A 19,182-nucleotide genomic window follows, 5' to 3' on the forward strand; every position below is an offset into this window, starting at 1 on the left:
TCTCAATAACAGCCATTTTAACTTCTTCTGAGTAAGCATTTTTCTTCCCCATAAGAAAACACCTCCTGAGTTACGTATTATTTAAATACGATCCAGGGGGTGCTTTTTCCTTTGTCTTATTTAACTAGGTCTCTTCATGAAACCAGGCTCCATTTTCATGTTAACTTAATTTTCCTTATTAAATAATCCGAGCTGTCACCATTCCAGGAATTTGTTTTACTTTTTCCTCTAAACCTGGAATAACATCGCCATTTACTTTATTATCAATGTCAATAATTGTATACGCATAACCCCCACGGCTTCTGTTGACCATATCAGCAATGTTTAAATGATAGCTGGATATTGCAGATGTAATCTGTCCGACCATGTTAGGAACATTCTGGTGGAATGCCGCCACGCGCCGCTTACCAGTATAAGGAAGACTGGTGTTTGGGAAATTCACTGAGTTTTTGATATTTCCTGTTTCTAAAAATTCCTTTACCTGCCGAGCTGCCATGATCGCACAATTTTCCTCTGATTCATTTGTGGAGGCGCCTAGGTGCGGAATTGGAACTGTATTTTTCATTTTGAGCACATTTTCATTCGGGAAATCGGTAACATACTTCCCAACCTTTCCGCTTTCGAGAGCGGCGGCCATGTCTGTTTCATTGACAAGTTCACCACGGGAGAAGTTTAAAATATGAACACTAGGCTTCATAATACTGAAGGTCGCTTGGTTAAACATACCTCTTGTGTCATCTGTTAGCGGTACGTGAACAGTGATATAGTCAGATTCTGCAAATAACTGTTCAATTGTCATTGCCCGCTGTACGTTGCGGGACAAATTCCAAGCGGTATCGACAGAGATAAATGGATCAAATCCGATGACATCCATATCTAAATCCAGCGCATCATTCGCCACAAGTGCACCTATCGCTCCTAAACCAATGACACCCAATGTTTTCCCTTTAATTTCTTTTCCGACAAATTGCTTCTTGCCTGCTTCGACAAGCTTTGGAATTTGTTGGCCTTCACCATCTAACGACTTAGTCCAAGCTACACCAGCAAAAAGGTTACGGGATGAAGCTATTAATGAGGTTAGGACCATTTCTTTTACAGCGTTGGCATTTGCTCCAGGGGTATTGAACACAACAATACCTTGCTCTGTACATCTATCGACGGGAATATTGTTGACACCTGCTCCTGCTCTTGCGATTGCCTTTAAATTTTCACCGAATTCTAATGAGTGCATATTAAAGCTGCGAACAAGGATGGCATCAGGGTTTTCACTGCCGTTGTCAACCAGAAAGCCGTTCTTATTGAATACGTTTAGCCCTCTTTCCGCGATATTATTAAGGGTTTTGATGGTGTTCACATTTTCTAAAGCGATCGTGCTCATTTTTCTTCCTCCTTTTATAAGCAGAAAGAGGTAAGGGAGTTAATTCCCTTACCTCTGCCCAGGCGAACGGCTTCGAAACCGTGTGCTCCCTCGCGGTTATCCGCGTTTCGCCAGTTACACACGGCCTTTTAAACTTATTTCATCGTATCACAAATTTTCATAATTTTCTACCCTAAATGATGTATGGGGACGGCTCTTTTGTTTCTGAAGAAGAAGAACCGTCCCCATATATCATTAACAGTAATAAAAATTTTTCATCAAATTTTTAATAAAATCCCTAGATTACAAGAATGAAAGCGTTTAACTATTTTTTCGAATAGAAATAAGATTCTAAAAATTCGGTACAAAATCTTTACATTAAAATAATATTGGTATTTAATAGATATATATAACTAATTTTGTCGAAAAATAGGGGGAAAGAAGGACATGAGAAAAATCCTTAATAAGTCGTTTCTGCTGTTTACTGTTCTTTTACTTGTTGTCTTAACAGCATGCAGTAATAATTCAGAAACTTCTGGCAAAAAGGGCGATTCGAAAGAAAGCGGCAAGGCCGTGGAAGCAAAAATCGGTGTTGTTTCCTATTTAACTGGACCTGGAGCAGCTTACGGTGAAGCTATTACTAACGGTTTTAATTTAGCGAAAAAAGAAATTAATGCAAAAGGCGATGTCAAAATCGACCTTGTTGTTGAAGACTCAGCAGGTAAACAGGAACAAGCTTTATCTGCAGCTCAAAAGTTAATGAGTGACGATAGTATTGTAGCCTTATTGGGACCTACATTAAGTACAGAAATGAATGTAGTCGGGCCTGAGGCAGACTTGAATGGTATTCCAATCATGGGTACATCTACTACTGCTGAAGGAATCCCACAAATCGGGGACTATGTATTTAGAAACTCACTGCCAGAAGCACTAGCTATTCCTGCAGCAGTGAAAAAAGCAGTTGATAAATACAAAGTGAAGAAAGTGGCTATTCTTTACGGAAATGATGATGTGTTTACAAAATCCGGTTATGACACGATGAAAAAGACAGCCGAAAAAATGAAGCTTGATGTAGTAACAACTGAAACCTTCCAAAAGGGTCAGGCTGACTATAATGCACAATTAACAAAAATTAAGGGTCTTCAGCCGGACTTAATTCTATGTTCAGCTCTCTATAATGAAGGTGCTGTTATTATGGACCAGGCCCGCAAACTGGGAATTGATGTACCATTTGTCGGCGGTAACGGATTTAACTCTCCACAGGTTATTCAAATTGCCGGACAGGCTGCTGATGGACTGATTGTGGCAACTCCTTGGTTTGGCGATAAGCAAGATCCAAAGGTTCAAGAGTTCGTGAAAAAGTATGAATCCGAATATGGCAAGAAACCAGACCAATTCGCAGCGCAGGCTTATGATGCGCTTTATATCATGGCTGAAGCACTAAAAAATGCAGGCGAAGCGGACCGCGATGCACTGCGTGATTCTCTTGCTGAAATTAAGGATTTCCCTGGGATCCTTGGTAAATTCTCCTTTGACAAGGATGGAGACGTTGTGATGGATCCAACCGTTCTTATTATCAAGGACGGGAAGTTCCAAATTTTCGAATAAGCTTGAACGTTCGATAGTTTGAAGGGTATCAATCAGAACAGAATGAATCACTACTATCAGCTGCTCCCCGCTCCAGGCTGCCAAAGCCTAAAGGCGGGGGGCTTTAATTAATACCATTAGTTTTTGTAAAAATTGAAGTTAGAGGGTGAGATGTTTTGCTATTAGAACAGCTAATAAACGGAATCACACTAGGAAGCATCTATGCCATCGTTGCCCTTGGATTTACGCTGGTTTTTGGAGTTCTTGGCATCATTAATATGGCGCATGGCGAAATCTTTATGTTTGGCGCTTTTGTAGGCGTCATGGTCACAAGTACATTGGGTTGGCCGATTTGGATGGCATTTTTAGCTGCAATTATTGTCACCGCAATTTTAGGTTATATGCTGGAGCGATTTGCCTTAAGACCGCTTCGCGGGAAAAAAGGCGTTTCGCACCTTGCCCCATTAATCAGCACGATTGGGGTATCAATTTTACTGGAAAATCTATCGCATCACTTATTCGGAGCGGGTAACCATCCATTTAAAAATGCGTTTGCAGAAATACATTTTACAATTGGTTCTATCACCATCTATGTGGTGCAAATCGTCATTTTTGTGATTTCAGTTGTGTTAATGATGGCTCTTTCGTATTGGTTGTCAAAAACAAGAGCAGGAAAAGCCCTCCGTGCGACAGCGGAAAATTTGGATACAGCTAGTATCCTTGGTGTCAATACGAGACAGATTATCACCTTAACAGTCGTGATGGCATCCGCGATGGGCGGAATTGCCGGTATTCTTGTCGGGATGGCGTTTAACTCAGTTAACCCGCAAATGGGTTTATCCATGGGACTTAAAGGGCTCGCCATTATTATTCTTGGTGGAATGGGCAATGTGAAAGGCGCCATGGCTGGCGGATTGATTCTTGGATTAGCCGAAACGCTCATTGTCGCTTATGGAGATTCAGGATATCGGGATGCTATTGCATTCCTCGCAATCATCGTGATTCTTTTAATCCGGCCGCAGGGACTATTCGGCCAAAAGACATCTGAGGGAAGGCCGTGATGATATGCTTGGAGACTTTTTAAATCCATACTACCTTCAAGTCGCTTCGTTTATTATGATTAACATTATTTTAGGCTTAAGTATTTATGTTACCCTTTCTTCCGGACAACTCTCTTTAGGGAATGCCGGATTTATGGGGATTGGAGCCTATACATCAGCATTATTAACCATTAACTACGATATGCCAATTGTTGTAAGTGTCATTGCAGGAGCTATCGTTGCAGGACTAGTCGGTATTCTAATCGGAATTCCGTCACTTCGGTTAACGGGGGTTTATTTGGCGATTGCCACACTTGGCTTCGGAGAAGTCATTCGGGTGTTCATGATTAATTGGGAATCTCTTACTAAGGGTGCAGTTGGTCTTTCAGGTATTCCGCAAATCGGCAGGGAACTGCTAAAGGTCTCCAGAGATGCTGGATTTAACCCGCTGGACATTGGCTTAAAAAATAATCAATACGTTTATTTGCTGGTACTAATCATATTGGTCATCATCAATATTCTTTTAATCTGGTTCCTTGTTAGACAAAATAAATCCCGTGTCGGCCGGGCTTTTGCAGCCATTAAAATGGATGAGAAAGCGGCGGAGGCAATGGGAGTCAATATCACGTATTATAAAGTTTTATCTTTTGTGCAAGGGGCGGTTATATCAGGTTTTGCGGGCGCATTATTTGCCCACGTCATGGGCTATATCAGCCCTGCTGATTTTTCCTACCATCGCGCCGTTGAGATTTTGATTTTCGCGGTATTCGGAGGAAGCGAAGTCATTTGGGGCTCTATTTTTGGTGCCACCTTTATGACCTTGATGCCAGAGGTATTGCGTTTTATCAGTGAATACCGTTATATGATTTATGGGGCCATTTTGATTTTAATGATGGCATTCCGCCCGCAGGGAATTATTGATGTTCCCCTTTTACAGAAGCTTCAGCTGTCAAAAAGGAGGGGTAAACATGGTTCTAAAAATTAACAACATCACGAAAAATTTTGGCGGTATTTCTGCGTTAACCGATGTTTCTTTTTCGATTAAGGAAGGAGAAATCTACGGTCTTATTGGTCCAAATGGTGCAGGGAAAACGACTATGTTTAATATGATTACAAATATGTTCCCTCCAACGTCGGGCGAAATTACCTTTTTAGATGAAAAAATTACCGGTTTTAAACCGCATAAAATTACCAATAAGGGGATTTGCCGGACCTTCCAAAACATACGTCTTTTCTCTCAAATGACGGTGCTGGAAAATGTGTTGGTTGGAGGGCATACCCGCAGTAAATCAGGTGTCTTTAGCGGTGTACTGAGGACAAAGGGACAGCGTGCTGAAGAAGAAAGATTACGTGTAACAGCGAAGGAGATTCTCGAATTAGTAGGCCTATCGGAGTTTGAAGATGCGATTGCGGAAAACCTTGCTTATGGCCAGCAAAGACGGCTTGAAATTGCGAGAGCCTTAGCAAGCGATCCAAAGTTGTTATTATTGGATGAACCTGCTGCCGGTATGAATGACACGGAAACAGCCGATTTATATCATTTGATTAAAAAGGTCCAGGAGCGAGGCATCACAACTTTGTTAATTGAACATGACATGCCGCTTGTTATGAGGCTTTGTGATCGAATTACTGTTTTAAACTTTGGTAAAAAGCTTGCTGAGGGAACACCGGAGGAAATTCAAAATAACCAAGCTGTTATTGAAGCCTACCTCGGATCAGAGGGAGATGATGAAAGTGCTTAAAGTATCTGGAATTGAGACATTTTACGGAAAAATTCAGGCCCTAAAAGGAGTCAGCCTGGAAGTGGAACAAGGGAAAATTGTCACGATCCTAGGGGCGAACGGGGCCGGAAAAACAACAACGATGAAAACAATTGCCGGATTAATTAAGCCGAAGACCGGAACCATTGAGTTTCTTGGGGAAAATGTCACTGGCTTGAGACCGGACCAGCTAGTTAAAAAGGGGATTTCTCTTGTTCCTGAGGGAAGGGCCATTCTGTCTGGAATGACTGTCATGGAAAACCTTGATATGGGTGCTTATCAAAGAAAAGATAAAGAGGTAGAAAAAGACCTTGAAGATGTCTTGAAACGGTTCCCTATTTTGAAAGAACGAAAGAATCAGCTTGGCGGAACACTTTCAGGCGGCCAGCAGCAAATGCTAGCGATAGCCCGTGCGTTGCTTGCACGTCCTAAACTATTATTGCTGGACGAACCTTCAATGGGATTAGCACCATTGATTGTGGCGGAAATTTTTAAAATCATCAAGGAAATCAAGGATGCCGGCACCACTGTGCTTGTGGTCGAACAAAATGCGAAACAGGCCTTGAAAATAGCTGACTATGGATACGTGTTGGAAACCGGGAAGGTTATCATTCACGGGAAGGCAAAGGACCTGTTGGAAGACCCAAGAATCGTCGAGGCATACCTTGGTAGAAAGTCGGAAAAATAACAATATAAAAAAGGAGATTGCCGATGCAATCTCCTTTTTTACTTCAAATATTATCGAACAGTTTTTAACGCGCCGCTCCAAGAATTAACTTGGTCAAGCATAGCATTTACGTTATCAAGGTGTAATGCTTGTGGCTTGAAAACAGATCCGTTTTCGAAATCAGTGAACAAAGATAATGTTGGATGTACGCGAACGTCAGCGATCATTAACTCTCCCATAATGCCGCGTAAATGTTCAGCCGCACGAGCGCCGCCTGTAGAACCATAGCTTACGATACCTGCTGCTTTGTTGTTCCATGCTTCACGTGCGAAATCAAGTGCATTTTTTAAAGCACCAGTAATGCTGTGGTTGTATTCTTGAACGATGAATACGAAGCCATCCAAGTTAGCAAGCTTTTCATTCCATTTTGCGATTCCTGGTTCTGTTCCATCAGTTGTTCCTAAGAATGGTAAGTTGAAATCAGCGATATCTACGATTTCATAATTTGCATCGCCGCGTTTGTCAGCGATCCCTTTTACCCATTCTCCAACCTGTGGACTTACGCGACCTTCACGTGTGCTACCTAAGATAATACCGATGTTTAATTTTTCAGTTGTCATTGTTTCTTCCTCCTTAGCTGAATTGCCGAATAATTTGTCAAAAAAACCCATTTGCTACTGCACCACCTTGTATGTTCTTGATGTTAGGCATGTGACCTTATTTTTTGCTTTATTGCAAAAAATAAAACCTATATAAACAAAGGTAAATGAAATATAATAGGCGCCTTTACAAATCATTCACTTTGAATTAAAATATCTTCAACTCGAGATTTATGATAGAATAATGAATGGATATTGTCAAGTAATGAATACTAATAGTAGGTTTTGTTGCTACAGTACTTTGGGAGGATACCGCGAATGAAGCCAGATAATATAATTGAAAATAACGGCATGGAAATTGGTATATATACACTAGGGGACTTGGTAGCAGACCCCCAAACGGGTAAAACCATCAGTGCGAGACAAAGGATGGCAGAAATTTTGGAAGCTGCAAAGATGGCCGATGAGACAGGCCTCGATGTCTTTGGTGTCGGCGAACACCATCGGCTCGACTATGCGGCGTCTTCACCGCCTGTGATTCTTTCCGCCATTTCCCAAGTGACAAGGCGGGTGAAACTGGCAAGTACAACGACTGTCTTAGGGACTGTTGATCCGGTGCGGTTATTTGAAGACTTCTCGACGCTGGACCTTTTATCAGATGGACGTGCAGAAGTGATTGCAGGCCGCGGGGCCTTTGTAGAATCCTTTTCACTGTTTGGATATGATTTGGACGATTATGATGGGCTGTTTGAAGAAAATATAGATCTATTTTTGAAGTTGAATGCAAATGAAAGAGTAACTTGGACGGGTAAATTTCGTACTCCATTAAGGGACGCGGAAATCGCCCCTAGACCTGTCCAAAAGGGGATTCCGTTTTGGGTAGGAGTCGGCGGTTCACCGGAAAGTGCGATCCGTGCCGGTAAATATGGGGCTGGCTTAACAATGGCGATTCTTGGCGGTGATCCGATGAGATTTAAGCCGATTGTGGATGTATATCGCAAGACAGCAACAGAAGCCGGGTTTGCACTTGATGATTTAAAGGTGGCCGTAACGGGACATGCGTTTATTTCAGAGACGAGCCAACTGGCTAAAGACAATTATTTCCCTTACTACGCAAATTATCGTGGGTTTTTCAATCAGGAACACGGGGTAAATGCCATGGCGCGAGAGGAGTTTGATAAGCTTACTGGACCGGATACCGCCCTGTTTGTCGGCAGTCCGCAGGAGATTACTGAAAAGATCCTCCGCCAATATGAGCTTTTCGGTCATCAACGTTTCATGGCGCAAATGGATATCGGCGGCATGCCATTTAAAAAGGTAGCAGAAAGTATCGAGCTCTTGGCAACAAAGGTAGCACCAGTTGTTCGCCGTGAAACGAAAAAAGAATTAAGCCAGACTGCATTATTGTAAGCAGCAGTAGTTGGAGTCCAATTAATTGGGCTCTTTTTTTGCGTTTATAAACCAAAAACCAGTCATTTTTTACTCCTTGCTAAAGCCCCATAAGTGGGAATTCTGGCCATGCTGCTAGCCATTGTGTTCCTCAGTATCCAAACACCAATCCGTTGATAAAAAAATAGATCAGATGACCTACAGCTTGCCTAAAGCCAAAAGAAGAAGCCATGCATAATTTATTGTATATATTCACTTTCGCAGGATAGTGAATCCATCATCGTACATGGCTTATTTTGTATAAGGAGGACAGGCTTTGGCACGTACACCATTAGCAGGTATTTTGCAGAAGTCTTTCGCTGTGGCCAGTGCCTCAGTGGATAAGGAAAAAAGTACTGGACAAGCTGATTTGAAGGAAGGTACCACATCACAAAAAGTCGATGACATTCCAGAAAAGGAAAAGAAGCAGTTAATCAAAAATAGCGACGGTTTTAATAAAGCTCCAAAGATAGTCATTGTGGGAGCAGGATTAGCGGGACTAACGAGCGCCTTTCGACTTAAACAGCAAGGGATTAATGCAACCATTTATGAAGCGGCCAATCGCGTTGGGGGGCGTTGTTGGACAAGAAGGGGGCATTTTAAAGACGGCCAAATCGTCGAACGGGGTGGGGAGTTAATAGATACAGGTCATAAAGAGATTCAAGACTTGGGAAAAGAGCTTGGCTTGGAATTTGATAATGTAGTGATGGCAGAGCCAAAAGGGACAATGCCATTTTATTTTTTTGATGGCTGCTCCTATACCTTTGAGGAAGTCACAAATGATTTTATGAGTATTTTTCCTAAACTGAAAAAGGATTTAATAGAGGTTGGTGAAACTACACTTTACAATCATTATACTAAACGCGGATATGAACTGGATCGTCTGTCAGTGGTTGATTATATTAATGAAATTGTACCAGGAGGAATCCAATCAAAATTCGGCAAATTACTTGAAGTTGCCTATACCGTCGAAAATGGAGCAGATGCCAGCCTTCAAAGTGCGTTAAATCTCCTCTATATGTTGGGCTTTGCCCAAAAGGATCATTTTCACATATATGGAGACTCAGATGAGTCCTTTCATATTAGAGGTGGAAATGATCAGCTCCCCACCTTATTAGCTGAAAATCTTACAGGACAAATCGAGTTTAATTCCCCTCTTATAAAAATTGAACAAACCAGCCAAAATGAAATAAGACTTACCTTTCGAAATCGTATAAAGGAATGGGAGGTTTTGGCGGATAAAGTTATTCTGTCTATACCATTTAAAATTTTAAAAACGATAGATTTTGAGAATGCCAGTTTTCGAGAATTAAAGAAAATGGCAATTGAAGAACTGGGAATGGGAGTAAATACAAAGCTACAAGCACAGTTTGCCCAGCGATTCTGGAATGGACTTGGGAATAATGGCGAAACCTTTACGGATACTGGCTATCAGCAGACATTCGAGTCATCACGTGCCCAACAAGGCACTTCAGGAATTTTGGTCAATTATACAGGGGGCGAAACAGCGGCCAAACTGTCTGCGTTAACGGTAACAGAAAAGAAGGAAGCTGCTATAAATTTTTTGGACAAGCTGGATCTTGTGTTTCCAGGAAGTACAAGCTGTTGGAATGGTTTAGTAACGGTTGATCACTGGCTAAGTAATCAATGGTCAAAAGGAGCCTATTCCTACTGGAAAGTTGGCCAATACACGAAATTTGCCGGAATAGCTGGGGAGCGGGAAGGCAATATCTTCTTCGCTGGTGAGCACACCTCCATTAACTATCCAGGCTATTTAAACGGGGCAGTGGAATCCGGGGAAAGGGCTGCGAAAGAGGTGATTAATGATTCACTTTAAAAAGGAAATGCTTGGACAAGACGTAAAACAAGAAAAATGGGGTGGTGGCAGGCACCACCCAACTGTTTGGAATCAGACTCGCTTTTATTTTTTTGCCTTATCTTTTGCAAGGAATTTGTAAATGTTTGCTTCACCGGATCCGTAAAGTGGGTCAACCCCGACTTTACCGAAATCAATAGCACTTTGTCTAATAGCCGCAGCTACTTGTGCTGGTGAGTATTCTGGGTGGGCGGCTTTAATAACCCCGGCAACACCTGCGACTTTTGGTGCCGCCATTGAAGTTCCATGTAAATAGGAGTACCCATGCCATTGTCCATCGTTGAATTGTGTTGTGGCATTACCTCCTGAAACAGGGTAAGTAGGATACGTTGACAATGTCCGATAAGTAAAATCACGTTTATTTAAAAAGTCTCCGGCTGGATTTTGACGATACAAGCTGTCATATAACGGACCATTATCCCCGCCAGGACCGGCTACATCGATAGAATTACCGTAATTGGAATAGAAGGCGATATTTTTATCCGACCATTCATTCGATGAGGACACCGTAATGACGCCAGGAATTTGTGCAGGTACTACCCGGGACGGACCTTTAATATCAATACCGTAAGTAGCTTTCCAATAGGCTTGCATATCATGTAAGTTATTCAAGTCTTTTGAATCATTCCCAGCCGATACAACGACCGTAACCCCTTTTTGAGTGGCATACTGAATAGCACGCTGATAAGCTACCATAGAAGCGGAGTCACCCTTTTCTCCCAAGTTATGGGCCATCCAGCGCCAACCGCCAATCGACATGTTAATGACTTCGACTCCATCATTAGCAGCAGCTACAATAGCGTCGGTAATCCAGGATTGCTGAGCTCCACCTGTTGCCCCAAAAACGCGATAAGCACGAACAGTTAACTCAGGGCCTACGCCCTTTACCTTTCCATTTGCGGCAATCGAACCGGCAACGTGGGTGCCGTGGCCATTTTTATCCCAAGCATCTGTTGTGCCAGGTACAAAGGTCTTAGATCCAGCCTCATCAGCATTGGCTGCCAAATCTGGGTGGCTAAAATCAATCCCGGTATCGATAACTGCCACAACAGTATCATGATTTCCTTGATTTAATTTATAAGAATCCCCTTCATGTGTTAATCGCTGCATATCCCATTGTTTATCCCAGTAGCTATCGGCATTTGGATCTAGAGTTACCTTCTGCCCATTAGGTGTACCCGGGGTAAATTGAACAGCATCATCCGGGTCTGTTTCCAAATATGCTTCAAGTTCCCTTCCAGCCGATTGGATATTCGTATCCTGTGAAATTTTTGATAGAAAGTCCTGATCAGAGGAAGCGGCTTCGACGATTCCTATTTCTTTAACTACTCTTTCTACTTTTCCGCCTGCCTGTTCAATTTTTGCAGTGAAGTTGGCCGGAAGCTTTCCTTTATAAGCTAATACATAATGTTCTTGTCCTGCTTCTGCCTTAGGCTTGTCCGCCTGCACTCCGGCAAGCAATGAAATGGAAAGAACTGAACAAACCGATAGAACCGCTAATCTTTTTTTCAACCCAATTCCCCCTAGTAATCTACTAATTAACGTTTGAGGCGTTATGAGTTGATTTTAGGACAAGGTCATAAAATAATGTGTCGAACGAACGGTTGGAATGCTAAAAATTTTTAGACAGATAGATACAATATGCATGTCCCCTCGCTAAAAATTTTTTCCATTTGACGAATATTGCACTGTCCAATATAGTATAGATAGAAAAAAGAATACCCGTATCGAACGGGAGAGGTTCATAGCTGATACCCTCTATAAAAAACTATGGATTCATGTCAATAAAGCCATGTCCATAAGGATGTGGCTTTTTTGCTTTTATCCCTTTAGTTTGATTAGAATGGTGAAGTACCTCTCCTGTGAAAGTGCTGGGGCACATTTTACAGGAGGTTTTTTTATGTCTGGACGTACACATGAACAAGGTTTAAAGGATTTAACATTGCTCGGAAACCAGGGTACCAAATACTTATTTGAATATTCTTCGGAGGTCTTGGAGGCTGTCGACAACCTGCATCCAAACCGCGATTTTTTTGTAAAATTTAACTGCCCTGAGTTTACGAGCCTTTGCCCGCTGACGGGACAACCGGATTTTGCAACAATGTATATTTCCTATATCCCCGATCAGAAAATTGTAGAAAGCAAATCGCTGAAATTATATCTTTTCAGCTTCCGCAACCACGGTGATTTCCATGAGGATTGTGTCAACATCATCATGAATGACTTAATTAAGCTCCTTGATCCACGCTATATCGAGGTATGGGGAAAATTTACGCCGCGTGGCGGAATTTCAATTGATCCATGGTGCAACTATGGTAAACCGGGCACGAAATATGAGGAAATGGCCCAGTTCCGGTTGATGAATCATGATCTTTATCCTGAAAAAGTAGATAACCGATAAGATACAGCTAACAAGAAGATATACTTAGAATTTCCTCCCTCCCTTGGTCCTAAGGCCATGGGAGGTTTTTTTATTAAAAAGTCTTTACAATATTTTCACTTATGTTAAAAAATTAGAAATTCTACAAATTTCTCACCGAAATTTTACAAAATATTCCTTTAATTCGTGGTACTTTATATTCATCAACAGAATTGGGGAGAGAAATATGAGGAAATTATCGTCTGCGGTTTTAATTTTTGTATTAACTTTCTTTTTCTTTTCAAGCCAATCGGAGGCTGCCACTTCTCAGTTAATTATTATTAATAAGAAGACAAATACCCTCGCATATTACGATGGAGGCACATTAGTAAGGACTTTTAAGGTGGCGACAGGAAGGTCAAGGGACTTAACTCCCGAAGGAAAATTTAGGATCGTTAATAAAATTGTAAATCGCCCTTATTATACAGGACATATTGCCGGGGGGGACCCCCGCAACCCACTAGGCGACCGCTGGATGGGCCTTGAGGCAAGAGGAACATATGGAACCACTTATGGCATCCATGGGAATAACAATGAAAGCTCCATTGGCCGGTACGTCAGCTCAGGCTGTGTACGCATGCATAACTCGGAAATTCGGTGGCTCTTTGACCGAATTCAAAATTATACTGAAGTGGTTATTACCCATTCCGGTGACAGTTTTGACACTATCGCCATGGCTAATGGATACGGAGTAACCGTACCAGTTAATGGGGAGAATCCAGGTACGACAGCACCACAAATTCAAAACGGCTGGGTGCAAGCAGGCGGCAATAAGTATTATTATGAAAATGGAGCAGTAAAAACAGGTTGGCAGACGATAAACGGCAAAAAATATTTCTTTGATAAAGCCGGAATAATGAAGACTGGCTGGCTGACGGATGCCGGCAAGAAATATTATTTGGATAGCAGCGGCGTGTTGAAAACAGGCTGGCAAGAGATTAAAGGGAAGAAATATTATTTTGCAAACGATGGTGTGATGAAGACTGGCTGGCTTGAAGATGGTGGCCAAAAGTTCTATCTTGATAAAGACGGAGCGGCGAAAACGGGCTGGTTGGAAGACGGCGGCAATAAGTATTATTTTGATGCTGCCGGGGCAATGAAAACGGGCTGGATCGAGGATAACGGGATTAAATATTTCCTTGACGCTACCGGTGCGATGAAAACGGGTTGGCTGGAGGACGGCGGAAATAGATTTTATTTAGATAATACTGGAGCCATGAAGACCGGCTGGCTTGAAGCGGGCGACAAGAAATATTATTTTGCCGGCGATGGCGTGATGCAAACCGGGTGGGTTAAGGATGAAGAAAAATGGTACTATCTTGATCAATTAGAGGGTATGAAAACGGGCTGGATCAATTATAAAGGCAAATGGTATTACATCAACTCCAATGGCGTGATGGATAACACCGTCATCAGCAAGCTCGAGGACTTTGATCCCGCTGTTACGGAAAATACCGGCTGGACGAATATTGGCGGGAATAAATACTTTTTAAAGAAAAACCCTACTCTTGTTACTGGCTGGTTGAACTTCGAGAATAATTGGTACTATCTCTATGTTAATGCTGATATGGCAAAAAACTTCATCAATGATGAGAATAAGCTTGTACAAAATTAAGAATCGCAAGGAGAAGGCACTTAGCGGAGTGTCTTCTTTTTTTACATGAAAGGTATGATAAGTCAAAGGAAAAGTTTAAAATATTTGTAGGTTCTTTGAAAGGAAGGAAGTTCAATGTCCGTGCTAAATAAGTTGCAGTTTAAAGACCAGGGACAGCCAGTGTTGATTGTCAACGCACCGCAGTCCTATGATGAGGTCATTCGAACGTTTGAAGGTGAGGTCCACCGCAAAGCGGTAATGGAAAGCTATGATTTTGTGCAGGTATTTGGGACAAGTAATGAAGAATTAGGGGCTTTGGCAAAAAGCGCCGAGAAATTCGTTAAAGAAGACGGGCTTTTCTGGCTATGTTATCCGAAAAAGTCTTCCAAGACTTATAAAGGCTCTGATTGCAGCCGCGACACGGTGATGTATTTACTGGCTGATGAAGGCTACGAACCTGTCCGGCAGATTGCCATCGACGACGATTGGTCTGCCTTAAGATTTCGGAAGGCTGAGAATATTAAAACCATGAAGCGAAGCTTCGCTGTAACGGAAAAAGGAAAAGAGCGGACGGAAGATTAGGCAAATAAGTCAACACACTCTTTCATCCCCATATATATTGAAAAGCTAAGAAACAGATTTGAAGGTACTCATGTTGGGTACCTTCTTTTTAGTTTCACCTGGAATTTTGTAATAATCCACCCATGTATACAATGCGTAAACACGTTTACTTTTCGTGTACATTTTGTTCACAAATCAGTTTATATGTATACAAAGTTGTATGCATCCCGACGTGTAGCCATGTATACAACTTTGTTGTTTTTGTATTCATCCGTGTTTACATAGTCATTTTGAAAGGAAGTTTAATGTTAGTTCATATAAAATTGCAGTTTAAGGATATGGGACAGCCAGTGTTAATCGCATCGCAGTCTTACGATGAGGTTATGCAAACTTTGAAGTTGAGGTCCATCACGCGGCGGACATGGATCCCTATGATTTTGTCCGGATATTTAGGACATGCAATGAAGAATTGAGGGCTTTGGCAAAGACTGCTGAGAAGTTTTTAAAAGAAGACGTGCTATGCTGGCTATGCTATCCGAATAAGTCTTACAAGAACTATAAAGTAATGACTGCAGCCGGGACCCGGTTATATATTTACTGGCGGATGAAGGCTACTGTTTTGTCCAGCAGGTTTACTATCGACGATGATTGGTCTGCATTAAGATTTTGAAAGGGACAGAATATTAAAACAAGCCAAGCTTTGCTGTTACGGAAAAAGGAAAAGAGCGAAGGGAAAAATAGGTAAACGTCCCCTTTCATCCAGATATAAATTGAAAAGGTAATACTCGAATTTGATGCTGCCTATGTTGGGGACCTTCTTTTTAGTTTCACAAAATATTGTAATAAACCACCAATGTATGCAATTTGTAAACATGTTTACTTTTTGTATGCATTTTGTTTACAAATATGTTTACACGTATACAAAGTTGCATACAACCCGACGTATAGCCTTGTATAAAACTTTGTTTTTTTGTATTCATCCGTGTTTACATCCTGCTTACATTTACGTTTCTTTTTAGCCCATTCCATTTTGAAAGAAAGTTCAATGTCACAGTTCTTAAAAAATTGCAGTTTAAGGACCAAGGGCAGCCAGTGTTAATTTTCAACACACCGAAGTCCTAAGATAAGGTTATTCAAACATTTGAAGTTGATTTAACCACGCGGCGGAAATGGATCGCTATGATTTTTTTTTGCAGATATTTGGGAAAAACAATGAAGAATTGGTAGCTTTGGCCAAGAGTGCTGAGAAGTTCGTAAAAGAAGACGGGCTTTTATGGCTATGCTTTTCGAAAAAGTCTTACAAGACCTATAAAGTTCTGATTGCAGCATGGACACGGTGATATATTTACTGGCTGATGAAGACTACTGCATGTCCGGCAGGTTTGCTATCGACGTTGATGGGTCTTGCATTAAGGTTTCGAAAGGCAGAGAATATTGAAACTATAAAGCGAAGCCTTGCCGTTACGGAAAAAGGGAAAGAGCGAATGGAAAATTATGAACCCATCCTTTCTACCCCTGTAAATGTATCTAGCGATTCGAATAGAGCTTGTTAAAACAAAGGAAATGGATTTAAAGGTGTCTTGCTATGGGTACCTCTTTTTAGTTAGTTTCACTGAAATATTTGTAATAATCCACGTGCGTTTACTATTTGTAAACATGTATACTTTTTGTCTGCGTTTTGTATACAAACTTGTTTACATGTATACAAAGTTGTACACATCCATACTCCAAGCCGTGTATACAACTTTGTTATTTTTGTAAACATTAATGTTTACAAATTTCCCCGTGGTTACATCCTGTTTACAATTTTACACTTGTGTTTCTTTTCGTCCTGCCTCATTGAAGAAACTAGTAATCTTCTATACGCTAATAGAAAGAAACGAATTTACAAATCTATTAAATAAATGAAAAGGAATGATCAATATGACTAAATCCAGAATTGCAGCTATCGATGTAGGTAATGACTCCATCAAGGCTATTTTTGGTGAATTAGAATATGAATTAAATATTCCTAACATAATCGCTAGAGACACCGAGGACCGCCCTGTCATCGGCATTGAAGAACTAGACAGCAAAGACCCATTGGATGGGATACATATTAAAGTGCACTCCCCTGCCCTAAAGGAAAATAATATTATCTACCGTGTCGGTAATTTGGCGACAAAGAGCAATAACACCACCGAGCTGGACCCTGGCAGCAGCAAGTCTGAGGAAGACCAAACATTAATTATGCTATTTGCGTCATTGGCAATGGATGCCGTAAAAGCCGAATTCCCACGTACGAAAAACATTATTGATGCCAATTACACATTAGGAACTGGCTTGCCGCTTCGTGAAGTGAAGGAAGGCAAGGATGCCGGCTACCGTTCAAGACTGCTTGGAAATGTCCATCAGGTCGAATTTCTTGTGACCCCTAAATATCAAGGCATTAAAGTTAATATTAAGTTCAATGAGGTAAAGGTTTACCCTGAAGGATTTGCGGCCTACATCAACCTTGTCATGGATAATAATTTAAAAGTTATTAATAAGGACTTAATCGATAAACGCATTTTAATTCAAGACATCGGGGGCCTCTCTACGGACATCGCCGTCATTAAAAATCGCAATGTCGACGATGACAAGGCGCAAGGGTTTAACCTTGGGGTTTCCGAATCTCTAGAAATGATTCGTGAGGAAATTCGCAAAAAACATGGTGTGGAGCTCGACAGCCGCCGCGATGTCGTAGAAATTATTACGAAGAAAAACGACCGCAACCACATCATGGTAAAAGGAAGCCGGACAAGTGTCCATGACATTACCGACCGCATCCTGCTTGATCTTGCGAAAAAACAGTACCGCTTGCTGCGTAATGTCTGGTCTAAGAACTCGCAGACGGAAATCTGCTACTTTGTCGGCGGCGGATCCATCATTTTAAAGGAATATTTAAAAGCATTGAATAACGGTTTAGATGGTTTTAACATTGATTTCTTTGAGGACGAGAAGGAAAGCATTTGGATGATGTCGAATGCTTATTATAAGTTAATTACGGATTTTGTTCGTAAAACCGAGAAGCAGAGGGCTGCCCAAGATAAAGCACCAGTAAAAAGTTAATTTTAGGGTGATTCCATGAAAAAGGCATCCGAAAACGAAATCAAGAGGGGCCAGGCCATATCCTTCCGCATCCCTTCTGATACTCCGGATCACATATTAAAACAGCTTCAAAAAATTAAGGAAACAGAACGCCGGAATTTTTCCAGCAAGATTGCTTCATTTGTCATGGAGGGTGTCAGCCAATCCTTTTCCCGGGAAAAGGAAACGGTCACCATCCCCCTTCCGAAGGGGCTGACGAAAGCACAGCGTGATTGGCTGAAGCACGAGCATTCCGAAGCACTGCTGGGAAGCATTCTTTATCAGTTGATTTCCGACCCGGTAAGGTCGACCGCACTGCTGGCCTCGTTGAACAGCAAGGCTGTGGATATTGATGAGGCGTTGTACCTGCAGGAGAATATGGCCTTCCCTGCCCGTGAGCCACATTCTTTATCGGAGAGGCCATTTGAAGAGGAAATAGCTGCAGGAATCGACTTGTCTGATGACGATTTGGACGAGTTTGCTTTCGAGACCATCGACAAGAAGATGTCCCCTATTGAGGAGGAAGACAGCGAGAGGGATCTTGATGCCGATGACCTGCTGGGCGGGTTTTTGGCGAGTATGAATAAATAAGAACAGTTTCAATTAAGAAGACTCGAATAATAAACATAGAAAAACAGCCCTTAATTCTCCAACGGGGCTGTTTTTTTATGGTACTGGCACTTGGTCTCCTCTAACTTGGACTTTAAAATTGGCAGTCATTTTACCATTGTTGCCACTATTATTAGTAAATGTAATAGTGTAATACCATGTTTCACCGGCAGGTATTGGGCCGGGATTACCTTGGTTGCCCCATAATGGGTGGTCCCCTGGAAACACCCTGTTATCATAGACAGTTATAGCGCTTCCGTTTGGTACTGATTTTGTAGTTGTAATACTGGCTGATAAACCGCTGTTTCTGACGTTTTCTACTCCCCCAGCTAATACAGTTAAAGCTAAAGCTGATTTGAATTTCATAAATTTTTCCCCCTTATAGGTTACTAGATTAGTAGCTTAATTGATGATTTTCCCTTTTTTTGAAACCTGTTTTTGCTTTGATAGGCACCCCCATTGCATGTATTAATTAACTTTTTGTTGAATCATCTATTCCTAATATAGAACAACGTTGAGTATGATTATAGTCCTATATTCAACAATAACCAACAATATATAGAACTATTTTTTTGCT

At 41.5% G+C, this 19,182-nt stretch carries 16 protein-coding genes and 2 riboswitches; of the genes, 12 read left to right on the top strand and 4 right to left on the bottom strand.

Annotation, left to right across the window (positions count from 1 at the left end; genetic code table 11):
* Positions 1-178: 178 nt before the first annotated feature.
* Positions 179-1,378 (bottom strand): phosphoglycerate dehydrogenase, encoded by a 1,200-nt coding sequence (locus KHA99_RS08400; protein WP_213117015.1) that lies wholly within the window; start codon positions 1,376-1,378, stop codon positions 179-181.
* Between the two features lie 49 nt (positions 1,379-1,427).
* A riboswitch (ZMP/ZTP riboswitch) is annotated at positions 1,428-1,506 on the bottom strand.
* A gap of 298 nt (positions 1,507-1,804) precedes the next feature.
* Between KHA99_RS08400 and KHA99_RS08405 the strand changes: the two genes are divergently transcribed.
* The 5 genes from KHA99_RS08405 (at position 1,805) to KHA99_RS08425 (ending at position 6,432) form a co-directional block, all read left to right on the top strand.
* A complete protein-coding gene (locus tag KHA99_RS08405) occupies positions 1,805-2,965 on the top strand; it encodes an ABC transporter substrate-binding protein (RefSeq protein WP_213117016.1) in 1,161 nt (386 codons plus the stop codon).
* 155 nt (positions 2,966-3,120) lie between these two features.
* Positions 3,121-4,005: a branched-chain amino acid ABC transporter permease gene (locus tag KHA99_RS08410; protein ID WP_213117017.1), complete on the top strand. Its 885-nt coding sequence runs from the start codon at positions 3,121-3,123 to the stop codon at positions 4,003-4,005.
* A 4-nt stretch (positions 4,006-4,009) separates the two neighbouring features.
* Positions 4,010-4,969 (top strand): branched-chain amino acid ABC transporter permease, encoded by a 960-nt coding sequence (locus KHA99_RS08415; protein WP_213117018.1) that lies wholly within the window; start codon positions 4,010-4,012, stop codon positions 4,967-4,969.
* Positions 4,953-5,726, top strand: a complete 774-nt coding sequence (locus KHA99_RS08420; RefSeq protein ID WP_213117019.1) for an ABC transporter ATP-binding protein — start codon at positions 4,953-4,955, stop codon at positions 5,724-5,726. Before KHA99_RS08415 ends, KHA99_RS08420 begins: the two co-directional genes overlap by 17 nt.
* Positions 5,719-6,432, top strand: a complete 714-nt coding sequence (locus KHA99_RS08425) for an ABC transporter ATP-binding protein (protein ID WP_213117020.1) — start codon at positions 5,719-5,721, stop codon at positions 6,430-6,432. Before KHA99_RS08420 ends, KHA99_RS08425 begins: the two co-directional genes overlap by 8 nt.
* Positions 6,433-6,482: 50 nt before the next feature.
* Here KHA99_RS08425 and KHA99_RS08430 read toward each other — a convergent pair whose 3' ends face one another.
* Positions 6,483-7,082: an NADPH-dependent FMN reductase gene (locus KHA99_RS08430; protein WP_213117021.1), complete on the bottom strand. Its 600-nt coding sequence runs from the start codon at positions 7,080-7,082 to the stop codon at positions 6,483-6,485.
* A gap of 246 nt (positions 7,083-7,328) precedes the next feature.
* On the opposite strand from KHA99_RS08430, the gene KHA99_RS08435 reads away from it, so the two are divergent.
* Both KHA99_RS08435 and KHA99_RS08440 read left to right on the top strand, forming a co-directional pair.
* Entirely contained in the window at positions 7,329-8,420 is a 1,092-nt protein-coding gene (locus KHA99_RS08435) for an LLM class flavin-dependent oxidoreductase (RefSeq protein WP_213117022.1), read from the top strand.
* Between the two features lie 295 nt (positions 8,421-8,715).
* A complete protein-coding gene (locus KHA99_RS08440) occupies positions 8,716-10,275 on the top strand; it encodes a flavin monoamine oxidase family protein (RefSeq protein WP_213117023.1) in 1,560 nt (519 codons plus the stop codon).
* A gap of 84 nt (positions 10,276-10,359) precedes the next feature.
* Here KHA99_RS08440 and KHA99_RS08445 read toward each other — a convergent pair whose 3' ends face one another.
* Positions 10,360-11,826, bottom strand: coding sequence for a S8 family serine peptidase (locus tag KHA99_RS08445; RefSeq protein WP_213117024.1), 1,467 nt, complete (start codon positions 11,824-11,826; stop codon positions 10,360-10,362).
* Between the two features lie 219 nt (positions 11,827-12,045).
* Positions 12,046-12,092, top strand: a riboswitch (PreQ1 riboswitch).
* A 122-nt stretch (positions 12,093-12,214) separates the two neighbouring features.
* Between KHA99_RS08445 and queF the strand changes: the two genes are divergently transcribed.
* The 5 genes from queF to KHA99_RS08470 all read left to right on the top strand — a co-directional run bounded on the left by queF (position 12,215) and on the right by KHA99_RS08470 (position 18,587).
* Positions 12,215-12,715, top strand: coding sequence for a preQ(1) synthase (queF, locus tag KHA99_RS08450; RefSeq protein ID WP_213117025.1), 501 nt, complete (start codon positions 12,215-12,217; stop codon positions 12,713-12,715).
* A 205-nt stretch (positions 12,716-12,920) separates the two neighbouring features.
* Positions 12,921-14,348: a L,D-transpeptidase family protein gene (locus tag KHA99_RS08455; RefSeq protein ID WP_213117026.1), complete on the top strand. Its 1,428-nt coding sequence runs from the start codon at positions 12,921-12,923 to the stop codon at positions 14,346-14,348.
* A gap of 114 nt (positions 14,349-14,462) precedes the next feature.
* The gene (locus tag KHA99_RS08460; RefSeq protein WP_213117027.1) at positions 14,463-14,909 is read left to right on the top strand and encodes a DUF3052 domain-containing protein; all 447 of its coding nucleotides are present in this window, start codon (positions 14,463-14,465) and stop codon (positions 14,907-14,909) included.
* A gap of 1,902 nt (positions 14,910-16,811) precedes the next feature.
* Entirely contained in the window at positions 16,812-17,978 is a 1,167-nt protein-coding gene (locus tag KHA99_RS08465) for a ParM/StbA family protein (protein WP_213117028.1), read from the top strand.
* Positions 17,979-17,993: 15 nt separating this feature from the next.
* The gene (locus KHA99_RS08470) at positions 17,994-18,587 is read left to right on the top strand and encodes a hypothetical protein (RefSeq protein ID WP_213117029.1); all 594 of its coding nucleotides are present in this window, start codon (positions 17,994-17,996) and stop codon (positions 18,585-18,587) included.
* 75 nt (positions 18,588-18,662) lie between these two features.
* Here KHA99_RS08470 and KHA99_RS08475 read toward each other — a convergent pair whose 3' ends face one another.
* Positions 18,663-18,971, bottom strand: coding sequence for a hypothetical protein (locus KHA99_RS08475; protein WP_213117030.1), 309 nt, complete (start codon positions 18,969-18,971; stop codon positions 18,663-18,665).
* Positions 18,972-19,182 lie beyond the last annotated feature (211 nt).

The organism is Neobacillus rhizophilus (genome assembly GCF_018343535.1).
Classification (GTDB): Bacteria; Bacillota; Bacilli; order Bacillales; family Cytobacillaceae; genus Neobacillus; species Neobacillus rhizophilus.

Bases quoted from the DNA above. Each gene is read 5' to 3' on its own strand.
- KHA99_RS08400 (WP_213117015.1), bottom strand. From the start codon at position 1,378: ATGAGCACGATCGCTTTAGAAAATGTGAACACCATCAAAACCCTTAAT.
- KHA99_RS08405 (WP_213117016.1), top strand. From the start codon at position 1,805: ATGAGAAAAATCCTTAATAAGTCGTTTCTGCTGTTTACTGTTCTTTTA.
- KHA99_RS08415 (WP_213117018.1), top strand. From the start codon at position 4,010: ATGCTTGGAGACTTTTTAAATCCATACTACCTTCAAGTCGCTTCGTTT.
- KHA99_RS08420 (WP_213117019.1), top strand. From the start codon at position 4,953: ATGGTTCTAAAAATTAACAACATCACGAAAAATTTTGGCGGTATTTCT.
- KHA99_RS08430 (WP_213117021.1), bottom strand. From the start codon at position 7,082: ATGGGTTTTTTTGACAAATTATTCGGCAATTCAGCTAAGGAGGAAGAA.
- KHA99_RS08435 (WP_213117022.1), top strand. From the start codon at position 7,329: ATGAAGCCAGATAATATAATTGAAAATAACGGCATGGAAATTGGTATA.
- queF (WP_213117025.1), top strand. From the start codon at position 12,215: ATGTCTGGACGTACACATGAACAAGGTTTAAAGGATTTAACATTGCTC.
- KHA99_RS08455 (WP_213117026.1), top strand. From the start codon at position 12,921: ATGAGGAAATTATCGTCTGCGGTTTTAATTTTTGTATTAACTTTCTTT.
- KHA99_RS08460 (WP_213117027.1), top strand. From the start codon at position 14,463: ATGTCCGTGCTAAATAAGTTGCAGTTTAAAGACCAGGGACAGCCAGTG.
- KHA99_RS08465 (WP_213117028.1), top strand. From the start codon at position 16,812: ATGACTAAATCCAGAATTGCAGCTATCGATGTAGGTAATGACTCCATC.
- KHA99_RS08470 (WP_213117029.1), top strand. From the start codon at position 17,994: ATGAAAAAGGCATCCGAAAACGAAATCAAGAGGGGCCAGGCCATATCC.
- KHA99_RS08475 (WP_213117030.1), bottom strand. From the start codon at position 18,971: ATGAAATTCAAATCAGCTTTAGCTTTAACTGTATTAGCTGGGGGAGTA.